Here is a 23,155-nt window from a genome sequence, read left to right as displayed (position 1 = left end):
AGGCTACCCGCGGTCGGGGCGGCGCCGCCGGAGGGCCAGAATGGATCTGCTCCGGCCGCCGATGCCCGCCGCACCCCTCCCCCTTCGAGCATCGGAGTCCCGTGACTGCACCCACCGTCCCCGTCTTCCTCGACTGCGACACCGGCATCGACGACTCGCTCGCCCTGGCCTACCTGCTGCGCTCGCCGCTCGCCGAGCTGGTCGGCATCAGCACCGTCAGCGGCAACACCGACGCCCGCCAGGCCGCCGTGAACAGCCTCGGCCTGCTCGCCCTCGCCGGCCGGACCGACGTCCCCGTCGCGGTCGGCGCGCACGACTTCCTCGAGGAGCCCTACTCCGGCGGGTCCCCGCACGTGCACGGCGAGAACGGCATCGGCGGCGTGCTGCTGCCCGTCGGCGCGGAGCCGGTCGACGAGGACCCCGCGGACCTGCTGCTCCGCCTCGCCCGCGAGCACGGGGGCGAGCTGCGGCTGGTCGCGATCGGGCCGCTGACGAACCTGGCGCTCGCACTGCGCAAGCACCCGGAGCTGCCGTCGCTGCTGCACTCGGTCACCGTGATGGGCGGCGCCGGCCTCGCGCCGGGCAATGTGACCGCGGTGGCGGAGGCGAACATCTGGCACGACCCGGCCGCGGCCGCCGAGGTCGTCGCCGCGGACTGGGACCTCACGCTCGTCCCGCTGGACGTGACGATGAAGCACCTGCTCGACGAGGAGCAGCGCGACGTCCTGATCCGCTCCGCCGACCCGCTGGCGTCCGCGATCGGCCACGCGCTGGACTACTACTTCGACTTCTACGTCGGCCACTTCGGCGACCGGACCGCCGCGCTGCACGACCCGATGGCCGCGGCCATCGCCGTCGGCGCCCTGGAGCTCACCTCCGCTCCGCGCGTCCCCGTCGAGGTCGACACCTCCTTCGGTCCCGGCCGCGGCCAGACCCTCCCGGACCTCCGCGGCCTCTACCGCGACGTGCACCCCGAGGGCGCCCGCACCCGCTTCGTCCTCGCGCTGGCGGAGCCGTTCGCGCCCCACCTCATCGACGTGATCACGGGCGCCTGACCGCCTCCGCACCCCCTGCCGATCGAGTGGCGCGCACCGCGCGCGTCTCGAGATCCGCCACTGCCCGAGGTCGAGTCTGCAGACGCAGCCTCCTGGCAACAGCGGGTCTCGATACGCCCCTGCGGGGCTACTCGACCAGCAGAAGGGTGAGGCCGCCCCGCGATCTCGCGGACCGTGCCCCTCATGCTGATCGAGTAGCCCGCGCAGCGGGCGTATCGAGATCCGCCGACGCCAGCAGGCGAGTCTGCAGGCCCGCCCTGCTGACAACGGTGGGTCTCGATACGCCCCTGCGGGGCTACTCGACCAGCAGAAGGGTGAGGCCGCCCCGCGGTCTTCAAAAGGGTGAGGCCGCCCCGCGGCCCTGCGGACCGCGCCCCTCATGCTGATCGAGTAGCCCGCGCAGCGGGCGTATCGAGATCCACCGACGCCAGCAGGCGAATCTGCAGACCACCCTGCTGAGAACGGTGGGTCTCGATACGCCCCTGCGGGGCTACTCGACCAGCATGATTGCGCCGACCGTTCTGCGAACGGCGCTGCCGTCCCCAGGAGGAGCTCGTCGCGCAGCGACGGCTGTGCTCAGGAGGCTCGTCGCGCAGCGACGGCCCTGCTCCCGAGTGCTCGTCGCGCAGCGACGGCTGTGCTCCCGAGTGCTCGTCGCGCAGCGACGGCTGTGCTCATGAGGCTCGTCGCGCAGCGACGGCCCCACCCCCGTCAGTACCGATCTGCGGGTGCTGGTGGGTGTGATCGCAAGGCGGAGGAGGGGTGCGTAGCGGGAGCTACGGACCCCGACGACAACGCCGCGAGCGCGCCCACCAGCGCCCGCAGATCACATGCCGGTGTCGAGGCCGGAGTAGGCGTGAAGCCCCTTGAAGAAGACGTTGACGACGCCGAAGTTGAACATGACGGCGGAGAAGCCGATGATCGCGAGCCAGGCGGAGGGGGTGCCGCGCCAGCCGCGGGTGGCGCGGGCGTGGATGTAGCCGGCGTAGATGGTCCAGATGATGAAGGTCCAGACCTCCTTGGTGTCCCAGCCCCAGTAGCGGCCCCACGCCTTCTCGGCCCAGACGGCGCCGGCGATGAGGGTGAAGGTCCAGAGGATGAAGCCGATGATCGTGACGCGGTAGGCGAGGTTCTCGAGCGTCAGCGAGCTGGGCAGGGTGCGCAGGAAGCGGAGGACGGAGGGGGCGCTCTCGCCGCTGGTCTCCCTCCGCGACTGGAGCAGCTGGGTGACGGAGAGCGCGAAGCCGAGCGCGAAGAAGGCGGTGCCGAGGATCGCGACGAGCACGTGGATGACGAGCCAGTAGGACTGCAGTGCCGGCGGCAGCGGGACGACGTCGACGTAGTAGTTGACGGTCGCGACGCCGAGGAGGACCAGCACGAGGCCGGTGATGAACGCCCCGAGGAAGCGGAGGTCCCAGCGCAGCTGGACGGCGAGGAAGACGCCGATGATGAGGACGGTCCCGGTGATCGAGAACTCGTACATGTTGGCCCACGGCACCCGGCCGGCGGCGATCCCGCGGAGGACGGTGGCGCCGAGGTGCAGGACGAAGGCGAGGAGCGTGAGCGAGAAGCCGATCCGCATCGCCTTCGAGCGGGACGGCGCGTTGTAGACCTCGTCCTCGACGCGGCTGCCGAGGCGGGAGAGCGTCGCGGTGCGTCCGTTGCCGCCGGCGGAGGCTGCTCCGGTGGCGACGGTGGCCTTGCCGCTCGCCGCGCGGTCGGCGGCGGCGCTGGAGGCGACCCGCTCGGCCTCGCGGACGACCTCGATCGAGTCGCCGTCGGCGACCGACGAGCGCCGGGCCAGGTCGATGGCGAAGAAGATGAAGGCCAGGGCGTAGATGCCCATGGCGGAGTAGAGGCACAGCACGGAGTACTGCGAGAGGGTCTCGATCACCCCTCCAGGGTAAGCGACGGCGCCGTGAGGCGCCCCTGCACACATGCACAGGTTGGATCACTTGACCGCGACCCCTGAGGAGTCCGGTGCCGGCCGCCGTCAGGGCCGGCCGGCGTCGGAGCAGATCGACGTCGGGCCGGCCGTCGTCAGGGCTGGTCGAGCGGAGCGTGCCGGTCCGCGATCGTCCGTACGGCGCGCGTCAGCTGCGGGTCCTCGCCGCGGGCGAGCCCGGCGTACTCGAGCGTCAGCCCGCCGTCCGCCCCGCTCGTCGCCTTCACCCACACCCGGCGCCGCGGCACGAACAGCGAGGTGAGCAGTCCCGCGAGCACGAGGATCGCGAAGAGCAGCACCCAGCCCTGGGTCGCGTCGTGGTGGATGTCGAACGAGGCGAAGCGCTTGACGCTGTCCGTCCCGACGACGGAGGTGTCCGCTCCGACGTTGTCGAAGGTCACCGTGCCGAGGCCGTTCGGCAGCTCGGCGGAGTCGCCCGGCTTGAGCGTGATCGACGGCACGCCGGTCTGCCCGCCGGTGAGGCGGGTGAGCGAGTCGGTGTTCAGCACGTAGACCGAGGTCGGGACGCCGCCGTCGAGGCCGAGGTCGCCCTCGAAGACGTTGAGCGAGAGCACCGGGTACTGCAGGTCCGGGAAGATCGAGGTCGATGCTCCCGAGGGCAGCTCGTCCTGCGTCGGGTAGAAGAAGCCGGTGAGCCCCACCTGCTCGGCGAGACCGTCCGTCACCTTCACGACGCCGACCGAGGTGAGGTTCGCGTCCTGCGGCAGGAACGGCACGGAGTCGGTGAAGATCGCCGTCCCCGAGGGGTCGCGCACCGTGATCGTCGGCGCGTAGCCGTTGCCGAGCAGGTAGACGTTGGTGCCGCCGATCGCGAGCGGGTCGTTGACCTTGATCGTCTCGTCGGAGGAGTCGCCGCCGCGCTCGGTGGTCGTCACGTGCGCGGTGAAGTCGACCGGCTGCCCGAGGGCCTGCTGGTTCCGCTCCTCGTACTGCACGTCGAGCGAGTCGAGGGTCAGCTGGTACGGATCGAGCTGGCCGCTGTCGAAGAAGCGCCCCGGGTTGAACGAGTCGTAGCCGGCCAGGTTGTTCGCGAAGCCCTGCGAGCCCTCGACCAGCACGCGCTGGCCGCTGTAGCCGAAGCCGCCGCCGATGCCCACGGCGACGAGGATGCCGACCAGGGCGGAGTGGAAGACGAGGTTGCCGGTCTCGCGGAGGTAGCCGCGCTCGGCGGAGACACTCGACCAGCGGCCGCGCGGGTCGTCGTGGCGCTCGGTGCGGTAGCCCGCCCGGCGCAGGACGGCCTGCGCGGAGGCGACGGCCTCCTCCTCGCTCGCGCCCTCGACCTCGCGGACGGTGTAGCCGGCCAGGCGCTGCAGGCGGGCGGGGGTGCGCGGCGGCCTCGAGCGCATCGCCTCGAAGTGGTGCTTCGTCCGCGGGATGATGCAGCCGATCAGCGAGACGAACAGCAGCAGGTAGATGCTCGAGAACCACGCCGAGGTGTAGGTGTCGAAGGCCTGGACCTTGTCGAGCAGCGGCGCGAGGTCCGGGTTGTCGACGAAGTACTGGGTGACGCCGTTGGGGTCGGAGGAGCGCTGCGGCACGAGCGAGCCCGGCACCGCCGCGATCGCGAGCAGCAGCAGCAGGAACAGCGCGGTGCGCATGCTGGTGAGCTGGCGCCACATCCAGCGGACCCAGCCGGTGAAGCCGAGGGTCGGCTGCGTGATCGAGCCGTCGGAGTCGAAGTGGTCGGCGGGGCGGAAGGACGCGTCCGCCTTCTGCTGGGTCGCGTCGGCGCCTGCCGAGGCGTCGGTGCCCGAGTCGGACTCGGTGCTCGAGTCGGACTCAGAGCGCGGGCTGGAAGCCATTGATCACCTCGAAGAGTGCTCCGTAGACGAGGGTGTTCCACAGGCCCGTGACCATCAGGACTCCGATCAGGACGAGGGCGACGCCGCCGGCGATGTTGATGACGCGGATGTGACGCTTCACGAACGCGAGGGTGGTGGTCACCCAGCTGAAGCCGAACGCCACCAGGAGGAAGGGGATGCCGAGGCCGAGGCAGTAGACGACCGTCAGCAGCGCGCCGCGCCAGGGCGAGCCGGCGCCGTAGCTCAGGGCGAGGATCGAGGTCAGCGTCGGGCCGAGGCAGGGGGTCCAGCCGACGCCGAAGACGATGCCGAGCAGCGGGGCCCCGATCAGCCCGGTCGCCGGGCGGAAGCCGGGCCGGACGGTGCGCTGCAGGAAGGAGAGCTGGCCGATGAAGACCAGCCCCATCGCGATGACGAAGACGCCGAGCACGCGGGTGATGACGTCGGCGTAGGCGCGCAGCCAGAAGCCGATCGAGCCTGCGGCGACGCCGAAGAGCACGAAGACCAGTGAGAAGCCGAGCACGAACAGCAGCACGCCGAGCACGACCCGGCGGCGGCCCCGGGCGGCGCGCTCGCCGGCGTCGGTGAAGCCGCCGACGTAGGCGAGGTACCCCGGCACGAGCGGGAGCACGCAGGGCGACGCGAAAGAGACCAGCCCGGCCAGCAGCGCGATCGGCACCGCGAGGAGGAGCTGGCCGCTGATGACGACCTCGCTCACCGCGCTACTCCGACTCCGCGAGCGTGTCGCCCACGAGCGTCGAGAGGATCGACGCCTCCTGCAGCTGGCCGAGGATGCGCGAGGCGACCCGGCCCTCCTTGTCGAGGACGATCGTGGTGGGCACCGCGTTCGGCGGCACCTCGCCGGTGAAGGCGAGCTGCACCGAGGAGTCGGTGTCGACGATCGAGGGGTAGGTGAGTCCGTAGTTCGCGGAGAACGCGGCAGCCGTCGGCGCCTGGTCGCGCACGTTCACGCCGACGAACGAGACGTCCTGGTCGGCGAACTCGGTGTTGACCGTCTCGAGATCGGCCGCCTCGGCACGGCAGGGAGCGCAGCTGGCGTACCAGAAGTTGACCACCACGACGCGGCCGGCGAGATCGGCGGAGTCGATGGTCGCGCCGTCCTCGTCGGTGCCGGTGAACTCGATCGCCTCGCCCCGCCGGTCGACGGGGACCTCCTTGATCGTGCCGTCGCCCGAGATGAAGCCGTTGTTCGTGCCCTGCCGGTAGTCCTCGGCGAGCTTGTCGCGGGTGCAGCCGCTCAGCGCGAGGGCGCCGACGAGCACGAGCACGCCGAGCGCGCGGGTGCGGCGCATCAGACGGCTCCGACGTCGGTCGCGAGGCCCTGGAGGCCGGCCGCCGGGTCGGAGTAGCCGACCTCGACGAAGCGGTCGCCCCGGCGCTCGAAGGTGGTGATGCTCGACAGCGCGCAGCGGCGCTTGCGCGGATCGTGGAAGAGCTTCTCCCCCGCGATCGCGCGGTGGGTGGTCCAGATCGGCAGCTGATGGCTGACGAGCGCGGCGTCGCCGGAGGCCGTGCCCTGCCAGGCGGACTCGAGCGCCGCATACATCCGCGCCGAGATGGAGAGGTAGGGCTCGCCCCAGCTGGGCTCGAAGGGGTTGCGGAGCAGCGGCCAGCTGCGCGGGTCCTTGAGCGCCGAGTTGCGGGCGGCGACGCGCTTGCCCTCGAAGCGGTTGGTCGGCTCGATCAGGCGCTCGTCGGTGACGATCTCGAGCTCGAAGGCCTGCGAGATCGGCTGGGCCGACTCCTGCGTGCGCTGCAGCGGCGAGGCGAAGAGCGCCGTGACGGGGCGGCGGCGCTCGAGCAGGTCGTCGGCGGCGGCGCGCGCCATCCGGTTGCCCAGGTCCGAGAGCCGGAAGTGCGGGAGTCGCCCGTAGAGGACCCGGTCGGGGTTGAAGACCTCGCCGTGCCGCACGAGATGGATCTGATCGGCAACCACGAGCGTCAAGTGTACGGAACGCCGCGTGGAGGAACGCCGGGAATAGGGACGGCCGATCCGCACCTCTGCCGTGCCCGGCTGCGGCGGGCGGTCAGCGCCGCGCGCTCACCGCCGCGGAGAGCCGGCGGACCAGGGAGCCGGGCAGGTGGCGCACCACGCTGATCGGCACGCCGAACCGCCAGGAGGGGATCGAGACGACCGAGCCGCGCGCCACGTCGCGCAGGAACTCCTCGACCACCGCGTCCGCGTCCAGCCAGAGGAAGGAGGGGATCGAGGCGGTGTCCATCGCCGCGCGCTCGTGGAACTCGGTGCGCACCCAGCCCGGGCAGAGCGCCGCGGCCCGCACGCCCGTACCGCGCAGCTCCACCGCCAGCGACTGGGTGAAGGCCGTCGCCCAGGCCTTGATCGCCGAGTACGGCCCGAGGTGCACGAAGCCGGCGACGCTCGACACGGTGAGGATCGCCCCGCGCCCCCGGCCGACCATCGCCTGCGCGGCGGCGCCCGAGAGCACGGACACGGAGCGGACCATCACCTCGAACGCCTCGTCCTGCGCCGCGACGTCGGGCTCGGCGAAGCTGCCGTCGATCCCGAAGCCGGCGTTGTTGACCAGCACCCGGACGGGCCGCTCGGGGTCGACGAGCCGGACGCGCACCCGCTCGACGTCGTCGCGGTCGGAGAGGTCGGCGGGCAGCACCTCGACGCGCGGGGCGCCGAGCGCGCGGAAGGCGGCGGCCGCCTCCTCGAGCCGGCCCCGGTCGCGCGCGACGAGGACGAGGTCGAAGCCCCGGCGGGCGAAGGCGCGCGCGAACGCGGCGCCGATGCCCGTGGACGCTCCGGTGATCAGTGCGGTGCTCATGCGGGCGACGCTACCGCGCCGCGGACCGCCGACCGGCCGGCACCGCGACGCTCGGCTCGCCGGCCGACAGCCGGCCGTCCCGCATCGTCGCCACGCGGTCGAGCCGCGGGAGGTGCGCCTCCTCGTGCGTCACCAGGAGCGTCGCCGTGCCGCGCTCCCGGGTGAGGCGGACGATCAAGTCGATGATCGCCGCGCCGCGCTCGGTGTCCAGCGCGCTCGTCGGCTCGTCGACCAGCAGGACCGACGGCGCGTTCATCAGCGCGCGGGCGATGTTCACCCGCTGCCGCTGACCGCCCGAGAGCTGCGCCGGGCGGGCGTGGGCGCGGTCCGCGAGGCCGACCACCGCGAGCAGCTCGTCCGCCCGCGCCGACGCCGAGGAGCGCCGCCGGTCGCCGAGCCGGTCCATCACCAGCAGCTGCTCGCGGGCCGTCAGCGCGGGCAGCAGGTTGGCCTGCTGGAAGACGATGCCGATCCGGGAGCGGCGCAGCCGCGCCGCCCCCGCCCGGGACAGGCGCGACACGTCGTCACCGTCGATCAGCACGCGGCCGGAGTCCGGGCGGATCAGCGTCGCCGCCAGGGCGAGCAGGCTGGACTTGCCGGAGCCGCTCGGGCCGGTCAGCCCGGTCGTGGTCCCGGGCCGGCAGTCGAGGCTCGCCCGGTCGACGGCGGTGAGGCGCGAGCCGCCGTCGTCGAAGGTGAGGGTGGCGTCGTGCAGTTCGATCATCGTGCGCTCCCGAGTGCGGTGAGGGGGTCGGTGGAGACGACGGCGCGCAGGGCCGCGGCGGCGCCGAGCAGTCCCAGCGCGATCATCAGCGCGGCCGGGGCCAGCGTGGTCACGGGACTGAGCAGGAAGGGCAGGGCGGAGCCGGCCAGGCTCCCGAGCCCGACCACGGCGAGCAGCCCCGCCCCCGTCCCGGCGACCAGCACGACGAGGGCCTGGCCGAGGGCGTCCCGGAGCAGCGAGCGCGTCGACGCCCCGAGGGCCTTCAGCACGGCGATGTCGCCGGAGCGCTGCATCGTCCAGACCGTGAAGAACGCGCCGACGACCAGCGCGGCGATCCCGAAGAGCATCGCGACCATCAGCAGCAGCGAGCCGATCTCGGACCGGAACGACCCGATCGCGGTGAGCGCGGCGAGCGGAGCGCGCGAGACCGTGCCGATCGCCGCCTCCCCCGCTGCCCAGTCCGGCGAGCCGCGCACCGCGAGGACGGTCGCGTCGGCCGGTGTGCCGAGCGAGGCCGCGAGCGCCTGCCAGGCGGCCAGCGGGAGGCGGACGACGGGGGTGTGGCTGTACCAGTCGTCGCCGCCGATCGAGGAGACGACGGCGGAGGCGCCCGCGAGGCTCACGGTGTCGCCGACTCCGACGCCGAGCGCTCTCGCCGCCGGGGCCGAGAGGGCGATGCCGCCCGGGTCGGCGGGAGCCCCGAGCGCCGCGTCGACGCCGAGGACAGCGACCGCGACGCGCGCTCCGCCCGCCTCCGCCCGGGCCTGCAGCACGCCGAGCGGCTCGACGGACGCGACGCCCGGCAGCGCCGCCCACTCCGCCTCCTGCTGCGCGGTGACCGAGGAGTCGGCGAACGAGGGTGCGTCGTCGCCGGCCGAGAAGACGAGGCGGTCGGCGGGGACGCCGAGCACCGCCGAGACGTTCTGCAGGGCCAGACCGCCGGTCAGGCCGGAGAGGAACCCGACCAGGAGGGTGAGCAGCGCGACCACTGCGCCGATGAGCAGGAATCGGCCGCGTGCGGAACGCAGCTCGCGCCAGGCGACGAACACGGGGACCTCCAGGGAGTCGATGCCGCGGGGATCGGCGGCCCCTCCAGCCTGGAAGCGGCGCGGATCCAGCGCATCGTGCGGTCGACCTGGGGCGCCGCCCGCTCTTCGAGGGACGGCCGCCTCCTCCTTTCGCACGATGACAGGCAGCCCCGCGGTGCGTAGCGTTCCCCCGTGCCGCACACTCCGCTCGCCCCCGTCCTGACGGGACTGCGCGCGGGACTGCACCTCCTGGTCGGCGGCCTGCTCGCCCTCGTCGCCGTGCGCACGCTCGTCGAGCCCGGCCCGCGCACTCCGGCGGTGCTCCTGCTCTGCCTCCTCCTGCTCGGCGCGTACCTCGCCGGGCCGCGCTGGACGGCCCGCTCGCGGCGCCGCGGGATGCTGTGGCTCGCGGGAGTGACCCTCGCCTGGGCCGCCCTCGTCCTGCTCGAGTCCGACGCCGCCTACCTCGCGTTCCCGCTCTTCTTCCTGGCGATGCACGTGCTGCCCCCGCGGGCGGCGATCGCCGCGGTGCTCGGCCTCACCGCCATCGCCGTCGCCGCGCTCGGCTGGAACGACCGGTGGAGCATCGGCGGGGTCGTCGGCCCGGTGATCGCCGCCGGGATCGCGATCCTGATCGGCCTCGCCGCGCGCGCCCTCGCCCGGGAGGCGCGCGAGCGGGAGGAGCTGCTCGCCGAGCTGCTCGCCACCCGCGACCGGCTCGGCGCGAGCGAGCGCGCAGCCGCCGTCGCCGAGGAGCGCTCGCGGCTGGCCCGCGAGATCCACGACACCGTCGCGCAGGGCCTCTCCAGCATCCAGATGCTGCTGCACGCGGCCGAGCGCGCGGACCCGGGGCGGCCGGGGATCGAGCACGTCCGCCTCGCCCGGGAGACGGCGGCGGCCGATCTGGACGAGACCCGGCGCTTCATCCGCGAGCTCGCCCCGCCCGCCCTCGACAGCGAGAGCATCGACGGAGCGCTGCGGCGACTGGCCGCCACGCACTGGGAGCGCTCGGGAGTCGTCGTGACGGTCGACGCCGAGGACGGCCGCGCGCTGCCGATGCAGACGCAGACGGCGCTGCTCCGGCTCGCGCAGGGCGCGGTCGCGAACGCGCTGCAGCACTCGGGAGCGAGCACGGTCGCGCTGACGCTCCGCAGCGACGGTCGCACCGCCCGCCTCGAGATCGCGGACGACGGGGCCGGCTTCGATCCCGAGGCGGACACCCCCTCGACGCGGCAGGACTCCTTCGGCCTGCGGGCGATGCGCGAGCGGGCCGAGCAGCTCGGCGGGCGGCTGGACGTCGACTCCTCGCCGGCCGGGACGACGGTCCGCGCCGAGCTCCCCGCGGGAGGCGCCGCGTGATCCGCGTCCTCCTCGTCGACGACCACCCCATCGTCCGCGCGGGGCTGCGCGCGCTGATCGGCGCGGAGGACGGGCTGACCGTGGTCGGCGAGGCCGGCTCCCCCGCGGAGGCGATCAGCGCCGCCGCCCGCCTGCACCCGGACGTGGTGCTGATGGACCTGCGCTTCGGCGCCGACCGCGAGACCGGCGTCGACGCGACGCGGGCGCTGCGCTCCTCCGCCGAGCCGCCCTCCGTCCTCGTCCTGACGACCTACGACACCGACGCGGACATCCTGGGCGCGGTGGAGGCCGGCGCGAGCGGCTACCTGCTCAAGGACGCGCCGCCGGAGGAGCTGCTCGCGGCGATCCGCGCGGCCGCCGCCGGCGAGAGCGCGCTCGCCCCCGCCGTCGCCGCGCGGCTGTTCGAGCGGCTCCGCTCCCCCGCGCCGCGGCTCAGCGCCCGCGAGACCGAGGTGCTCGCCCTCGTCGCCCAGGGCCTCAGCAACACCGAGGTCGCCGCCCGGCTGTTCGTGACCGAGACCACCGTCAAGTCGCACCTCGCGCACGTGTTCGCGAAGCTCGGCGTCGCCTCCCGCACCGCCGCCGTCTCGGCGGCCCGCCGCCTGGGCGTGCTGCGCTGACCCCTCAGCGGACCCCGCGGGTAGACTCCCCTACCGTGACCGACGAGACCCGCCTCCCCCGAACCACCGTCAGCAAGCTCGCCGCGCTCGAGGACGGGCCGGTGCGCGTCGCCGGCTGGGTCGAGACCGTGCGCGATCAGAAGAAGGTGCAGTTCGTCGTCCTCCGCGACGAGTCCGGCGCCGTGCAGCTGGTGAACCCGGCTGTCCGCGAGGCGGTCGAGGGCGACGACGCCTCCGCCGCGAAGCTCGCGATCACCGAGGCGATCTCCGGGCTCGCGCAGGGCTCGTTCGTCAGCGTGACCGGCCAGCTCAAGCACGACGAGCGCGTCAAGCTCGGCGGCCTCGAGGTCAAGCTCGAGTCGCTCGAGATCGTCAGCGCGTCGATCCCCGAGGCGCCGATCGCGGCCGACTCCGGCATCGACAAGCGGATGGACTGGCGCTTCCTCGACCTGCGCCGCCCCGAGCAGAACCTCATCGCCCGGGTGCAGACCACGTTCGAGCACGCGCTGCGCACGTACTGGATCGAGCACGACTTCATCGAGATCCACACCCCGAAGCTGATGGCGAGCGCCTCCGAGTCGCGCGCCGAGCTCTTCGAGGTCGAGTACTTCGAGACCAAGGCGTACCTCGCGCAGAGCCCGCAGTTCTTCAAGCAGATGGCGCAGCCGGCCGGCTTCGGCAAGGTCTTCGAGGTCGGGCCCGCGTTCCGCGCCGACCCGAGCTTCACCTCGCGGCACGCGACCGAGTTCACCAGCGTCGACGCCGAGGTCTCCTGGATCGACTCGCACGAGGACGTGATGGAGCTGCACGAGCAGCTCATCGTCGCCGGCCTCGCCGCGGTCGTCGAGAAGCACGGCGAGGCGATCAAGGCGCTCTTCGACATCGACCTGCGCGTGCCGACCACGCCGTTCCCGCGCATCCCGCTCGCCGAGGCCAAGCGGATCGTCGCCGAGCGCGGCTACGAGGTGCCCCGCGCCGACGACGACATGGACCCCGAGGGCGAGCGCCGCATCGCGGCCTTCGTGCAGGAGGAGTTCGGCCACGACTTCGTCTTCCTGACCGACTACGCCTCGAGCATCCGGCCGTTCTACCACATGCGCCGCGAGGGCGACGGAACGATCACCAACAGCTACGACCTCATCTACAACGGCGTCGAGATCTCCACCGGTGCGCAGCGCGAGCACCGCGTCGACGTCCTCGTCGAGCAGGCGCGCGAGAAGGGCCTGGAGCCGGAGGAGCTCGAGTTCTACCTCGACTTCTTCCGCTACGGCGTTCCGCCGCACGGCGGCTTCGGCATGGGCCTCTCCCGCGTGATCATGCTGATGCTCGGCCAGGCCAACCTGCGCGAGGTCACCTACCTCTTCCGCGGCCCGACCCGCCTGCTGCCGTAAGGCCGGCGGACCGGGGTCTCGATACGCCGCTGCGCGGCTGATCGACCAGCAGGGGGACGCTCGTCAGCGGGGCAGGCGCTCGTACGGGACGCGGCGGCTTAGCCAGGCGAGCAGCCCGGCGACGAGCGCCGCGACCGCCGCGGGGACGAGCAGCAGCCAGAGCGCCGACGTGACCGCGACGAGCGCGAGCGCCACCGCGGCGACGCCGGCGCCGATCGCGAAGTTCCAGCGCACGTCGGTCGCCACCCCGGCCTCCGGTCGCGCCCAGAGCACGACGAGCGCCGTCGCGATCGGGCCGAGCAGCAGCCCGAGCACGAACCAGCGCCAGCGCGAGCGGCCCTTCTGCTCGGCGAGACCGGCCGTGACGATCGCGAGAGCGAACCAGAGCCAGCCGGAGCCTTGGGTGAGAGTCATGCCCGGAGCCTACGGCGCGGGCAGGATCATCAGGTCGAGGTAGTCGGTCAGGCAGGCCACCATGTCGACCGCGTCGTTCTCCAGCAGCCACTGCAGCTGGATGCCGTCCCAGAGCGCGATGATCGAGGCGGCCACCCGGTCCGGATCCGCGCCCTCGCGCAGCCGGCCCGCGGCGCGCAGCTCCCGGAGCTGGCCGGCGTAGTCCGCGCGCAGCCGCTGGAAGCGCGACGCGAAGAAGTCGCGCCCCGGGTGCTCGTCGGTCGTCGACTCGCCGCAGAGCACCGCGTAGAGCTCGATCACCCCGGGCGCCGTCTCGTTGTAGCGGGTCTGGCGGACGATGCCCTCGACGAGCCCCTCCTCGGGATCGACGGGCGTCGAGCCGTCGCCGGTGATCCGGTCGCGGTGCTGCAGCACGGCCAGGAGCAGATCGGTCTTCGACGGGAAGTAGTGCAGCAGGCTCGTCTGGCTGAGCCCGACCCGGTCGGCGACGTCCTGCAGCGAGCCGCGGGCGTAGCCGCGGGCGGCGAAGACCGCGTGCGCCGCCTCGATGATCGCGCGCCGCCGCTCGGCCGACTTCGCGTAGGGGCCGCGGCGCGCGCTCCGGGTGGTGCCCGCCTCCGCCATCAGCCGCTCCTCGCCCTCGAAGTGCCGGCTGCGCAGCCGGTCGATCGCCCAGCGTAGCGCGCACTCGGAGCGACCGAGCGGTGCCGTCCGCCAATTTCGAGTACGCACTCGAAATTGTGATAGCGTCCGGATCAGCCGGGCGGACTGGTCCCGGACTCCACCACGATGAAGTGAGGGACACATGCATCCGTTCACCCGGCGACAGCTGCTCGCCGCGGGCCTCGGCACCGCGGCACTCGGCGGCCTCACCGCCTGCTCCACGCCCGGCACCGTCTCGGTCAACGCCGGCGCGGCGATCCCGGCGGCCGACGGGCCGATCCGGCTCCAGTACTGGGCCTGGCTCAAGGACCTGCAGAAGGTCTGCGACGTCTGGAACGCCTCGCACCCCGAGGTCCAGGTCGACGCGGTCTGGATCCCCGGCGGCAACGCCGGCGGCTATCAGAAGCTCTACTCGGCCCTCGCGGCCGGCGGCGGGCCCGACCTCGGCCAGGTCGAGATGCGCTCGCTCCCCGAGTTCCTGCTCGTGAACGGCCTCGTCGACCTCAACCGCTACGGCGCCGAGGACTACGCCGACCGCTACGACCCGACCCTCTGGGGACAGGTCAGCTACACCGGCGGCGTCTACGGGATCCCGCAGGACAGCGGCCCGATGGCGCTGTTCTACCAGCCGGAGATCTTCGACAGCGTCGGCGCCGAGACGCCCACCACCTGGGACGACTGGGCCGCGGTCGCGACCGAGCTGCGCGGCGTCGACTCCTACATCGACTGCTTCCCGCTCGCCGACGCCTCCGTCTTCGCCGCCTTCGCGACGCAGGCCGGCGCGCAGTGGCTGAAGGCGGAGGAGGACGGCTGGGTCATCGACATGACCGACGAGGCCACCACGAAGGTCGCCTCCTTCTTCGACTCCGCGATCGACCAGGACCTGGTCGAGGTCGGCTACGGCGCCTACTCCCCCGCCTGGTTCGCGGCCGCCGCGAACGGCGGGATCGCCTCCTGCACGACCGCGAGCTGGGGCGACGCCCTGATCGAGGGCGTCAGCGGCGGGGCGGGCAAGTGGCGCGCGGCGCCGATGCCGGTCTGGGAGGGCACGGGCTACGGCTCGAGCTTCCTCGGCGGCTCGACGGCCGCGGTCTTCGCGAACAGCAAGCACCCGAAGGAGGCGCTCGAGTTCGCCGTCTGGATGACCACCACGCAGGAGGGCATCGACGCGATGATCGCCAACAGCGGCATCGGCTGGTCCCCGGCGGTCGGCGAGATCGGCTCGGTCCGGAAGGGCCCGAGCGAGTTCTTCAGCGGTCAGAACTACAACGAGGACGTCTTCGTCCCCGCCGCGACGGAGCAGAACCCGGACTGGTCCTGGTGGCCGGTCACGCAGCAGTCGTTCAACATCCTCAGCGACGGCTTCCGCAAGAAGGCGTCCGGGCTCTCCCTCGTCGACGCCGTCGCGCAGGCGGAGCAGCAGATCATCACGGTCTTCCAGAACAAGGGCCTCAGCATCAGGAAGGCCTCCGCATGACCACCACGACCTCCCCCGCCGCCGCCGCGGTCGCCGCCACCTCGAAGGCGCCCGGCGCCTCGAAGCGGAGCCGCTCCGTCACCCGCGCCCCGTGGATCCTGCTGGCGCCGTTCCTGGCGCTCTTCGTCCTCACCTTCATCATCCCGATCGTCGTCGCCATCGGCTCGAGCTTCACGAAGGTGACCCGCTCGGGCCTCTTCGGCGAGGCGGGCGTGACCAGCGGCTTCGCCGGCTTCGACAACTACGCGCAGGCCCTCGCCGACGGCAACTTCATCGCCTCGATCGGCCGGATGTTCCTCTTCGGCATCGTGCAGGTGCCGATCATGATCGCGCTGTGCACGGTGCTCGCGCTGATGCTCGAGTCCGCGTCCGCGCGCTTCCCCGGCTTCTTCCGCGCCGCGTACTTCCTGCCCTACGGCGTCCCGGGCGTCATCGCGACGATCCTGTGGTCCTTCCTCTACGTGCCCGGGCTCAGCCCGATCATCGACGCGGCGAACGTGGTCGGCCTCGACCCCGACTTCCTCGGCGCGAACTCGGTGCTCTGGTCGATCGCGAACATCTCGCTCTGGAGCTACACCGGCTACAACATGCTGATCATCGTCGCTCAGCTGAAGTCGATCCCGGTCGAGCTCTACGAGGCCGCGAAGGTCGACGGGGCCTCCACCTGGCGGGTCGCGCGGAGCATCCAGCTGCCGCTGATCCGCCCGGCCCTCGTGCTCACGACGATCTTCTCGATCATCGGCACGCTCCAGCTGTTCGCCGAGGCGCAGGTGCTGAAGACGGTCGCACCTGCGATCGACAGCCAGTACACGCCGAACCTCAGCGCGTACACCACCGCCTTCGCCTACAACGACTACAACGTCGCCGCCGCGCAGGCCGTGCTGATCGCGCTCGTCGCGTTCGCCCTCTCCTTCACGTTCCTCTCGATCTCGAACAGGAAGTCCTCATGAGCACGACGGAGCGCGCCACCGCCGATGCGCCCACGACCACCGGCATCGTCACCGCAGAACGACCCGCAAAGGCCGGCCGCGGCCCCGACCGCTCGGCCGGACGCAACCGCGCCTCGACGATCATCGTCACCGCGATCCTCGTCGTCGTCGCGATCTACTTCCTGATCCCGGTCTACTGGGTCGTCGTCGCCGCGACGAAGACCACCGGCGACCTCTTCGCCACCTACGGCTTCTGGTTCGCGCCGACCTTCGCGCTCTGGGACAACCTGGGCCAGGTGCTGACCTACGACGGCGGCATCTTCGTCCGCTGGTTCCTCAACTCCGTGCTCTACGCCGGCGTCGGTGCGCTGCTCGCGACCTACCTCGCGGCCGCGGGCGGCTACGCGCTGGCGAAGTACGAGTTCAAGGGCAGCAAGCTCGTCTTCGGCACGATCCTCGCGGGCGTCCTCGTCCCCGGGACCGCCACCGCGCTCCCGCTGTTCCTGCTCTTCAGCCAGATGGGCATCGCGAACACCTACTGGAGCGTGCTGATCCCCTCGCTGGTCTCGCCGTTCGGCCTGTTCCTCTGCCGGATCTACGCGCAGGCGACGGTCGACACGGCCATCATCGAGGCCGCCAGGATCGACGGCGCGAGCGAGCTGCGGATCTTCCACACCCTCGGGCTGCGGATCCTCACCCCGGCACTGGTCACCGTGTTCCTCTTCCAGCTGGTCGGGATCTGGAACAACTACTTCCTGCCGCTCGTGATGCTCTCGGACACCGAGCTCTTCCCGATCACCCTCGGCCTGAACAACTGGCTCAGCCAGGTGGACCGGCTGCCCGAGTTCTACGAGCTCACGACCGGCGGCGTCCTGCTGTCGATCATCCCGCTCGCCATCGCCATGATCGTGCTGCAGCGCTTCTGGCGCGGCGGCCTGACCGAAGGATCCGTCAAGTGACCCTCGCCCCGACGTCCCTCCACTACCTCGCCGACACCGGCCCCGGCTCCGGCCGGCGCCGCGCCGCCCGCTCGTGGCTGCACACCGACGCACCGACGCTCTCGCTCGACGGGGACTGGCGCTTCCGCCTGCTCCCCGCCGCACCGGGCACGCCCGGCGGCGCCGATGCGCTGCCCGAGGGCGAGGGGGTGGACGACGTCGGGGCGGAGTCCTTCGACGACTCCGGCTGGGACGTGCTGCCCGTCCCGTCGCACTGGGTCCTCCAGGGCGACGGGCGCTACGGACTCCCCGCCTACACGAACGTGCAGTTCCCGTTCCCGACCGAGCCGCCGTTCGTCCCGGACGAGAACCCGACCGGCGACCACCGCCGCAGCTTCGAGCTGCCGGAGTCCTTCGCCGGCGCCGAGGCGGTCGTGCTCCGCTTCGACGGCGTCGAGTCGCGCTACCGCGTCTGGGTCAACGGCGTCGAGATCGGCATCGGCTCGGGCAGCCGGCTCGCGCAGGAGTTCGACGTCACCGAGGCGGTGCGGCCCGGCGAGAACCTCGTCGTCGTCCGCGTGCACCAGTGGTCCGCCGCGAGCTACGTCGAGGACCAGGACCAGTGGTGGCTGCCGGGGATCTTCCGCTCGGTCCACCTGATCGCCCGCCCGGTCGGCGGCGTCGAGGACGTCTTCGTGCGCGCCTCCTTCGCCGCCGGCGCGGGCCGGATCGAGACCGAGCTGACGGCGGACGACGCGGCCTTCCCGGTCACCCTCCGCGTCCCCGAGCTCGGCATCGAGACGGTCTGGGCGAGCGCCGTGGAGGTCGCTCCGATCGAGGTGCCGGCCGTCGAGCCGTGGTCGGCGGAGGCACCCCGCCTCTACGACGCCGAGGTCGCCTCCTCGGGCGAGACGGTCTCGCTCCGCCTGGGCTTCCGCACCGTCGAGATCCGCGGCGACCGCTTCCTGGTCAACGGCGAGCGCGTCGTCTTCCACGGCGTCAACCGCCACGAGACGCACCCCGACCGCGGCCGCGCCTTCGACGAGGACTTCGCCCGCGCGGACCTCGCTATGATGAAGCGGTTCAACGTCAACGCGATCCGCACCAGCCACTACCCGCCGCACCCGCGCCTGCTCGACCTCGCCGACGAGCTCGGCTTCTGGGTGATCCTCGAGTGCGACCTCGAGACCCACGGCTTCGAGCGCTACGGCTGGAAGGGCAACCCCAGCGACGACCCGGCCTGGCGCGAGGCGTACCTCGACCGGATCGAGCGCACCGTCGAGCGCGACAAGAACCACCCGAGCATCGTCATCTGGTCGCTCGGCAACGAGGCCGGCACCGGTGCGAACCTCGCCGCCATGTCGTCCTGGGTGCACGGCCGCGACCCCGAGCGCCCCGTGCACTACGAGGGCGACTACACCGGCGCCTACACCGACGTGTACTCGCGGATGTACTCGTCGATCCCCGAGACCGAGCAGATCGGCCGCGACGACTCGCGGACGCCGCTGCTCGGCTGCTCCGCGGGCGAGTCGGCGCGCCAGCGCTCGAAGCCGTTCCTGCTCTGCGAGTACGTGCACGCGATGGGCAACGGCCCCGGAGCGATCGACCAGTACGAGGACCTCGTCGACCGCTACCCGCGGCTGCACGGCGGCTTCGTCTGGGAGTGGCGCGACCACGGTCTGCGCGCCCGCACTCCCGAGGGCGTCGAGTACTACGCCTACGGCGGCGACTTCGGCGAGGTCGTGCACGACGGCAACTTCGTGATGGACGGCATGGTCCTCTCCGACGGCACGCCGAGTCCGGGGCTGTTCGAGTGGAAGCAGATCGTGGCGCCGGTGCGCGTCACGGTCGAGGCGGACGCCGTGCTGGTCGAGAACCGCCGGCACGACGCGTCGACCGCCGACCTGCGCTTCGCGTGGCGGGTGGAGCTCGACGGCAGGGTGAGTGCGGAGGGAGTGCTCGACGCTCCCTCGATCGCGGCGGGCGACTCCGCTCGGCTCGCGCTGCCCTCCTTCGACGTGCCGACCGGCGGCGAGGCGTGGCTGACCGTCGACGCGGCGCTCGCGTCGCGCACCGTCTGGGCCGAGGAGGGGCACGTGATCTCCACCGGTCAGCGCCGTCTCTCCGCGCTCGCACCGATCCCCGCTTGGGCGCGCTCGCCCCGCGGCGGCGCTTCCGTCGAGGGTGCTCTGGGCCTCGCGAGCTTCCGGAACGGCCGGCTCACCGCGCTGGCCGGCCTGGCGGTCGACGGGCCGCGCGCCGAGCTCTGGCGTGCGCCGACCGACAACGACGAGGGCGACGGCTTCCCCGGGTACACGGAGGGCGACCCGCGCGCCGGCAACGGCAACGGCGTGCCCGCGCCGTCCTCCGCGTCGCGCTGGCGCGAGGTGGGACTGGACCGGCTGGTCGGCCGGGTCGAGTCGGTCGACACCTCGTCGGGGGTCCGCCGGCGCACCCGCTGGTCCGCCGCCGACCTCGACGCGGCGCTCCTCGTGGAGGAGCACTGGAGCCTCGACGGCGACGCGGTCGTCCTCCGGGTCGACCTGGTGCCGACCCGCGGCTGGGGCTCGGTCTGGCCGCGGCTGGGCATCCGGCTCGACCTCCCGGCGTCGGTCGACGGCGCGGAGTGGTTCGGCACCGGACCGCGGGAGTCGTACCCCGACAGCATGCGCGCGACCAGGGTCGGCCGCTTCTCGGCCGGCATCGACGAGCTCAAGACGGAGTACGCGCGCCCGCAGGAGAACGGTCACCGCAGCGCCGTGCGGGAGCTGATCCTCAGCGAGGGCGGGTCCGCTCGCCTGCGCATCGAGGCGGCAGCCGACCTGCACGGCCGGCTGCCCGGATTCACGCTCGCGCGCCACACCGCGCACGAGCTGACGGCGGCAGGCCACCCGCACGAGCTGCCCGCGTCCACCCGCTCGGTGCTCACGATCGACGCCGCCCAGCACGGCCTCGGCTCGCGCGCCTGCGGCCCGGACGTCTGGCCCGACTTCCAGCTGCGCCCGGAGGCCCGCACCATCCTGCTGCGCTTCACCGCCGCCGGCTGACGTCCCCTGCTGATCGAGTAGCCCGCGGAGCGGGCGCATCGAGATCCACCCACCGGACGACGGTGGGTCTCGATACGCCCTCCGGGCTACTCGACCAGCAAGAAGGGTGCCGGCTCGTCGAGCTCAGCCGACGCCCTCTTCCGGACATGTCCGCAAGCGGCGCTTGCGGCGCGCGGGCCCGACTCCGGACACTGGGGACTGCCTGGTCGGCGCAGACGACCACTCGGGGCGACCCGAACCCTCCCCGAGTGGTCGGGACCCTTCTCGGCACCTGGGCCGGGAAGCCCGGACCGGAGCCGCGCCGCTACACCTCGGCCGGTCCCTCCGGGGCCGCCCGGCCCTCCTCCGCCGCCCAGGCCGCTCCCAGGGCGAAGAGAGTCGGAGCGCCGTAGTGCTCCATCGCGGCGGAGATGCGGCGCCGCCCCGTGCGGGGGTTGATCCCCAGCCGGTGCGACGCCGTCTCGAGAGTGAGGCCCGTCCGCATCAGCCGGAGCAGCGACGTCCAGCTCTGCTCGGCCGCATCGACCGGCAGCGCCTGCCGCCACAGCTGCTCGAAGTAGGCGCTGACGAGTCCGGCGAGCGCCTCGTGCCGCACGCCCAGCACGCTCGTCGGCCGGGTCTCGCCCCACTCGAACGGCACGGCCAGGTACTCGCCGTCGACCCAGAACCAGCTCGGCATCGCCTCGAGCAGGCGGTACTCCACCCCGGCCTTCTGGTACGCCTCGATCCGCGCGAGCACCCGCGGGTCCCGGACGCCCTCGGCGGGGATGATGACCCGTACCCGGTCCTTCGCCGCCAGCGCCTCGCCGAAGCGCAGCGCCCGCTCGGTCGGCGGATCGAGGAAGCGCTGCACGTCCGGGAGCACCGCGATCAGCGTCCCGGAGTCGCTGCGGACGAGGTCGAACCAGAGGTCCTCCGAGGCGTGCGGCCCGTGGCGCAGCAGCGTGGGGACGAGATCGTCCGCGGCGGCGCCGACCGACCACGCTCCGAGCAGCGAGGGCAGGTCGCCGACGAGGCGCTCGATGCCGTCCAGCGCCTCGAGCGTGGCACGGCGAGCCGCCACGGTGTGCCGGAGGACCGCGTCCGCCGCCCAGTCGGCGGGCGGGACGTAGGCGATCTCCTCGCCCTCGCCGCCGAGGAGCCCGAGGGCGCGGAACCGGTCGACGGCGATCCGCACGTCGGCCGGCGCCAGGTGGACCAGCTCCGCCGCCGCCGCGATCGTCCGGGGACGACCGCGGTGCAGCGCCGCGATCAGACTGTCGTCACGCACCGGGCGCGGCGCCTCACTGCTCCGTCGGGTGCGGGAGCGGTCCGCCGATGAGCAGGTCGTCGTTCTCGCGGCGACGGCGCAGGACGACGGCCGTCACGAGTCCGGCGATCAGCAGCGCGACGAGCACGCCGGCGCCGATGGTGAGGCCGACCCCGGCCGAGAGGCCGCCGGTGCCGGCGGCCGCGGGTGGCACGGCGCCGGCCTTGGCGGAGGTGATCGCGATGCCGCAGACCTGCGCGGCGTCGGGAGCGGTCGCGGTCGCGCCCTCCGCCGGATAGGCGACCGTGACCGCGGCGGTGCGCTTGCTGACCGAGCCGACCGCGACGATGCAGTAGACCTCGGCCGTGGGCTCCGCGACGACGGCCTCGCCGAGGTCGAGGTCGGACCAGCCGAGCGCGTCGACGCGGACCGCGAGGTCGCCCGCCGCGAGGTCCGCCTGGACGCCGGCGGTCGTGTACGCGCCGACGGTGACGCTCTCGACCGGGCCGAAGCCCCAGACCGCGCCGCGCGGCATGGCCGCCTCGGAGCTGGAGGCCTCGCGCGGCTCGACGAGGATCCCGGGAGCGGAGGAGGCGATCAGAGCGAACGTCGTGGTCGCCGACGAGCCGCGGTCACCCGAGATCGTCACCGTGTAGGTGCCGATGGAGAGGAGCGCGGCGGTCGGAACGGTGGCCGATCCGGTGCTGGTCGTCTCGCCGTCCTGGCGGTTCTCGACGGTCAGCGGGGTCTCGGTGCCGGCCGGCGCCTTGAGCGTCGCGGTGGCGTTCTCCTCGCGCTGGAATCCGGCGTAGGCGACGCCGACTCCGTAGAAGCGGGCCAGGTCGACGGTGAGCGCGCCGGGGTCGACGCCGGCGTCACGGGTGAGGAACACCGAGACGGCGGGACCGCCGGCGGTCTCGGTCCCAGGCGTGGGAGCCGCGGCGGGGTCGCCAGCGGAGGTCGAGAGCAGGGTCCGGCCGGGCGCGGAGGCGCGGGGCGGCGTCGCGCCGGCCTCGGTGGTCGCGGTGCCGCCGGTGCTGCCGCCGCCACTGCCCGAGCCGCCGGCGGGCGACTGCTGCGTCTGCCCACCGCCACCGGTGGTCGGCTGCTGCTGCGGTTGGGAGGGCTGCTGGGGCTGGGAGGGCTGCTGGGGCTGGGACGGCTGCTCCGGCTGCGACGGCTGCTCGGGCTGGGACGGCTGCTGCGGCTGCGACGGCTGCTCGGGCTCGGACGGCTGCGACGGCTGCTCGGGCTGCGACGGCTGCTCCGGCACGCTCGGCACCTCCGGCTGCGACGGCTGCTCCGGCAGACTCGGCACCTCCGGCTCCGAGGGCTGCGCCGGCTCCGACGGCTGCTCCGGCTCGGAAGGCTGCTCCGGCTCCGCCGGCTCCGAGGGCTCCTCGGGCAGGCTCGGCACGTCCGTCGACTCGGCCGCGGTGGTCGCAGTACCGCCCGGAAGCGTCTCCGCGTGGGCCGACGCCGGCAGCGCGAGCCCCGCGACGAGCAGGGCGAGCGCGAGCGCGGAGGCCGTGGAGCGGCGACGCTGCTTCAGCAGACGCTGTCGAGTCATGGAAGTTCCTCCCCCGCGAGACGCCGAACGCACCCCGAACGCGGGGAGCGAGCCTCCCCGTGAAGAGACTATGCGCGAACCGCGAGCACTCGCAGGCACTCCGGTCC

The 23,155-nt window shown here is 73.0% G+C and carries 20 protein-coding genes; 8 read left to right on the top strand and 12 right to left on the bottom strand.

Annotation, left to right across the window (positions count from 1 at the left end; genetic code table 11):
- Positions 1–101: 101 nt before the first annotated feature.
- Positions 102–1,055 carry a nucleoside hydrolase gene (locus tag MT355_RS01775; RefSeq protein WP_243598306.1) on the top strand — a complete coding sequence of 318 codons (954 nt, stop codon included), beginning with the start codon at positions 102–104 and terminating at the stop codon, positions 1,053–1,055.
- Positions 1,056–1,881: 826 nt separating this feature from the next.
- Here the strand turns inward: MT355_RS01775 and ccsB are convergent.
- From ccsB to MT355_RS01735, 8 genes are all read right to left on the bottom strand, one after another.
- Positions 1,882–2,949 (bottom strand): c-type cytochrome biogenesis protein CcsB, encoded by a 1,068-nt coding sequence (gene ccsB / locus MT355_RS01770; protein WP_374204627.1) that lies wholly within the window; start codon positions 2,947–2,949, stop codon positions 1,882–1,884.
- Positions 2,950–3,095: 146 nt separating this feature from the next.
- Positions 3,096–4,826, bottom strand: coding sequence for a cytochrome c biogenesis protein ResB (locus MT355_RS01765; RefSeq protein WP_243598305.1), 1,731 nt, complete (start codon positions 4,824–4,826; stop codon positions 3,096–3,098).
- Entirely contained in the window at positions 4,804–5,544 is a 741-nt protein-coding gene (locus MT355_RS01760) for a cytochrome c biogenesis CcdA family protein (protein ID WP_132437525.1), read from the bottom strand. The genes MT355_RS01765 and MT355_RS01760 overlap by 23 nt, the downstream gene beginning before the upstream one ends.
- Before the next feature lie 4 nt (positions 5,545–5,548).
- Positions 5,549–6,139, bottom strand: coding sequence for a TlpA family protein disulfide reductase (locus MT355_RS01755; protein WP_243598304.1), 591 nt, complete (start codon positions 6,137–6,139; stop codon positions 5,549–5,551).
- The gene (locus tag MT355_RS01750; protein WP_123446605.1) at positions 6,139–6,783 is read right to left on the bottom strand and encodes a histidine phosphatase family protein; all 645 of its coding nucleotides are present in this window, start codon (positions 6,781–6,783) and stop codon (positions 6,139–6,141) included. The genes MT355_RS01755 and MT355_RS01750 overlap by 1 nt, the downstream gene beginning before the upstream one ends.
- Before the next feature lie 91 nt (positions 6,784–6,874).
- Positions 6,875–7,639 (bottom strand): SDR family oxidoreductase, encoded by a 765-nt coding sequence (locus MT355_RS01745; protein WP_243598303.1) that lies wholly within the window; start codon positions 7,637–7,639, stop codon positions 6,875–6,877.
- A 10-nt stretch (positions 7,640–7,649) separates the two neighbouring features.
- The gene (locus MT355_RS01740) at positions 7,650–8,363 is read right to left on the bottom strand and encodes an ABC transporter ATP-binding protein (protein WP_243598302.1); all 714 of its coding nucleotides are present in this window, start codon (positions 8,361–8,363) and stop codon (positions 7,650–7,652) included.
- Positions 8,360–9,412: an ABC transporter permease gene (locus tag MT355_RS01735; RefSeq protein WP_243598301.1), complete on the bottom strand. Its 1,053-nt coding sequence runs from the start codon at positions 9,410–9,412 to the stop codon at positions 8,360–8,362. Before MT355_RS01735 ends, MT355_RS01740 begins: the two co-directional genes overlap by 4 nt.
- A gap of 171 nt (positions 9,413–9,583) precedes the next feature.
- On the opposite strand from MT355_RS01735, the gene MT355_RS01730 reads away from it, so the two are divergent.
- From MT355_RS01730 to aspS, 3 genes are read left to right on the top strand one after another with little or no spacing between them, the layout of a single operon-like run.
- Complete coding sequence (locus tag MT355_RS01730; protein WP_243598300.1) at positions 9,584–10,750, top strand: sensor histidine kinase; 1,167 nt, start codon at positions 9,584–9,586, stop codon at positions 10,748–10,750.
- Positions 10,747–11,370 carry a response regulator transcription factor gene (locus MT355_RS01725; RefSeq protein ID WP_243598299.1) on the top strand — a complete coding sequence of 208 codons (624 nt, stop codon included), beginning with the start codon at positions 10,747–10,749 and terminating at the stop codon, positions 11,368–11,370. The genes MT355_RS01730 and MT355_RS01725 overlap by 4 nt, the downstream gene beginning before the upstream one ends.
- A gap of 35 nt (positions 11,371–11,405) precedes the next feature.
- Complete coding sequence (aspS, locus tag MT355_RS01720) at positions 11,406–12,761, top strand: aspartate--tRNA(Asn) ligase (RefSeq protein WP_243598298.1); 1,356 nt, start codon at positions 11,406–11,408, stop codon at positions 12,759–12,761.
- Positions 12,762–12,824: 63 nt separating this feature from the next.
- Here aspS and MT355_RS01715 read toward each other — a convergent pair whose 3' ends face one another.
- The gene (locus MT355_RS01715) at positions 12,825–13,175 is read right to left on the bottom strand and encodes a hypothetical protein (RefSeq protein WP_123446611.1); all 351 of its coding nucleotides are present in this window, start codon (positions 13,173–13,175) and stop codon (positions 12,825–12,827) included.
- 9 nt (positions 13,176–13,184) lie between these two features.
- The gene (locus tag MT355_RS01710) at positions 13,185–13,907 is read right to left on the bottom strand and encodes a TetR/AcrR family transcriptional regulator (RefSeq protein ID WP_243598297.1); all 723 of its coding nucleotides are present in this window, start codon (positions 13,905–13,907) and stop codon (positions 13,185–13,187) included.
- 73 nt (positions 13,908–13,980) lie between these two features.
- Between MT355_RS01710 and MT355_RS01705 the strand changes: the two genes are divergently transcribed.
- The 4 genes from MT355_RS01705 to MT355_RS01690 are packed head-to-tail and all read left to right on the top strand — an operon-like array spanning position 13,981 to position 20,229.
- A complete protein-coding gene (locus MT355_RS01705) occupies positions 13,981–15,315 on the top strand; it encodes an ABC transporter substrate-binding protein (RefSeq protein ID WP_243598296.1) in 1,335 nt (444 codons plus the stop codon).
- Positions 15,312–16,265, top strand: coding sequence for a carbohydrate ABC transporter permease (locus tag MT355_RS01700; RefSeq protein ID WP_123732826.1), 954 nt, complete (start codon positions 15,312–15,314; stop codon positions 16,263–16,265). Before MT355_RS01705 ends, MT355_RS01700 begins: the two co-directional genes overlap by 4 nt.
- Entirely contained in the window at positions 16,262–17,203 is a 942-nt protein-coding gene (locus MT355_RS01695) for a carbohydrate ABC transporter permease (protein WP_123705362.1), read from the top strand. The genes MT355_RS01700 and MT355_RS01695 overlap by 4 nt, the downstream gene beginning before the upstream one ends.
- Positions 17,200–20,229 carry a glycoside hydrolase family 2 TIM barrel-domain containing protein gene (locus MT355_RS01690; RefSeq protein WP_243598295.1) on the top strand — a complete coding sequence of 1,010 codons (3,030 nt, stop codon included), beginning with the start codon at positions 17,200–17,202 and terminating at the stop codon, positions 20,227–20,229. Before MT355_RS01695 ends, MT355_RS01690 begins: the two co-directional genes overlap by 4 nt.
- A gap of 304 nt (positions 20,230–20,533) precedes the next feature.
- On the opposite strand, the gene MT355_RS01685 is transcribed toward MT355_RS01690, so the two are convergent.
- Positions 20,534–21,499, bottom strand: coding sequence for a hypothetical protein (locus tag MT355_RS01685; RefSeq protein WP_243598294.1), 966 nt, complete (start codon positions 21,497–21,499; stop codon positions 20,534–20,536).
- Positions 21,500–21,512: 13 nt separating this feature from the next.
- Positions 21,513–23,048, bottom strand: a complete 1,536-nt coding sequence (locus MT355_RS01680; protein ID WP_243598293.1) for a hypothetical protein — start codon at positions 23,046–23,048, stop codon at positions 21,513–21,515.
- Positions 23,049–23,155 lie beyond the last annotated feature (107 nt).

Source organism: Rathayibacter sp. VKM Ac-2929 (assembly GCF_022815495.1).
Classification (GTDB): Bacteria; Actinomycetota; Actinomycetes; order Actinomycetales; family Microbacteriaceae; genus Rathayibacter; species Rathayibacter festucae.
The sequence above is the reverse complement of the archived record's forward strand: the minus strand, read 5'-3'. Positions and strand labels throughout refer to the sequence as shown.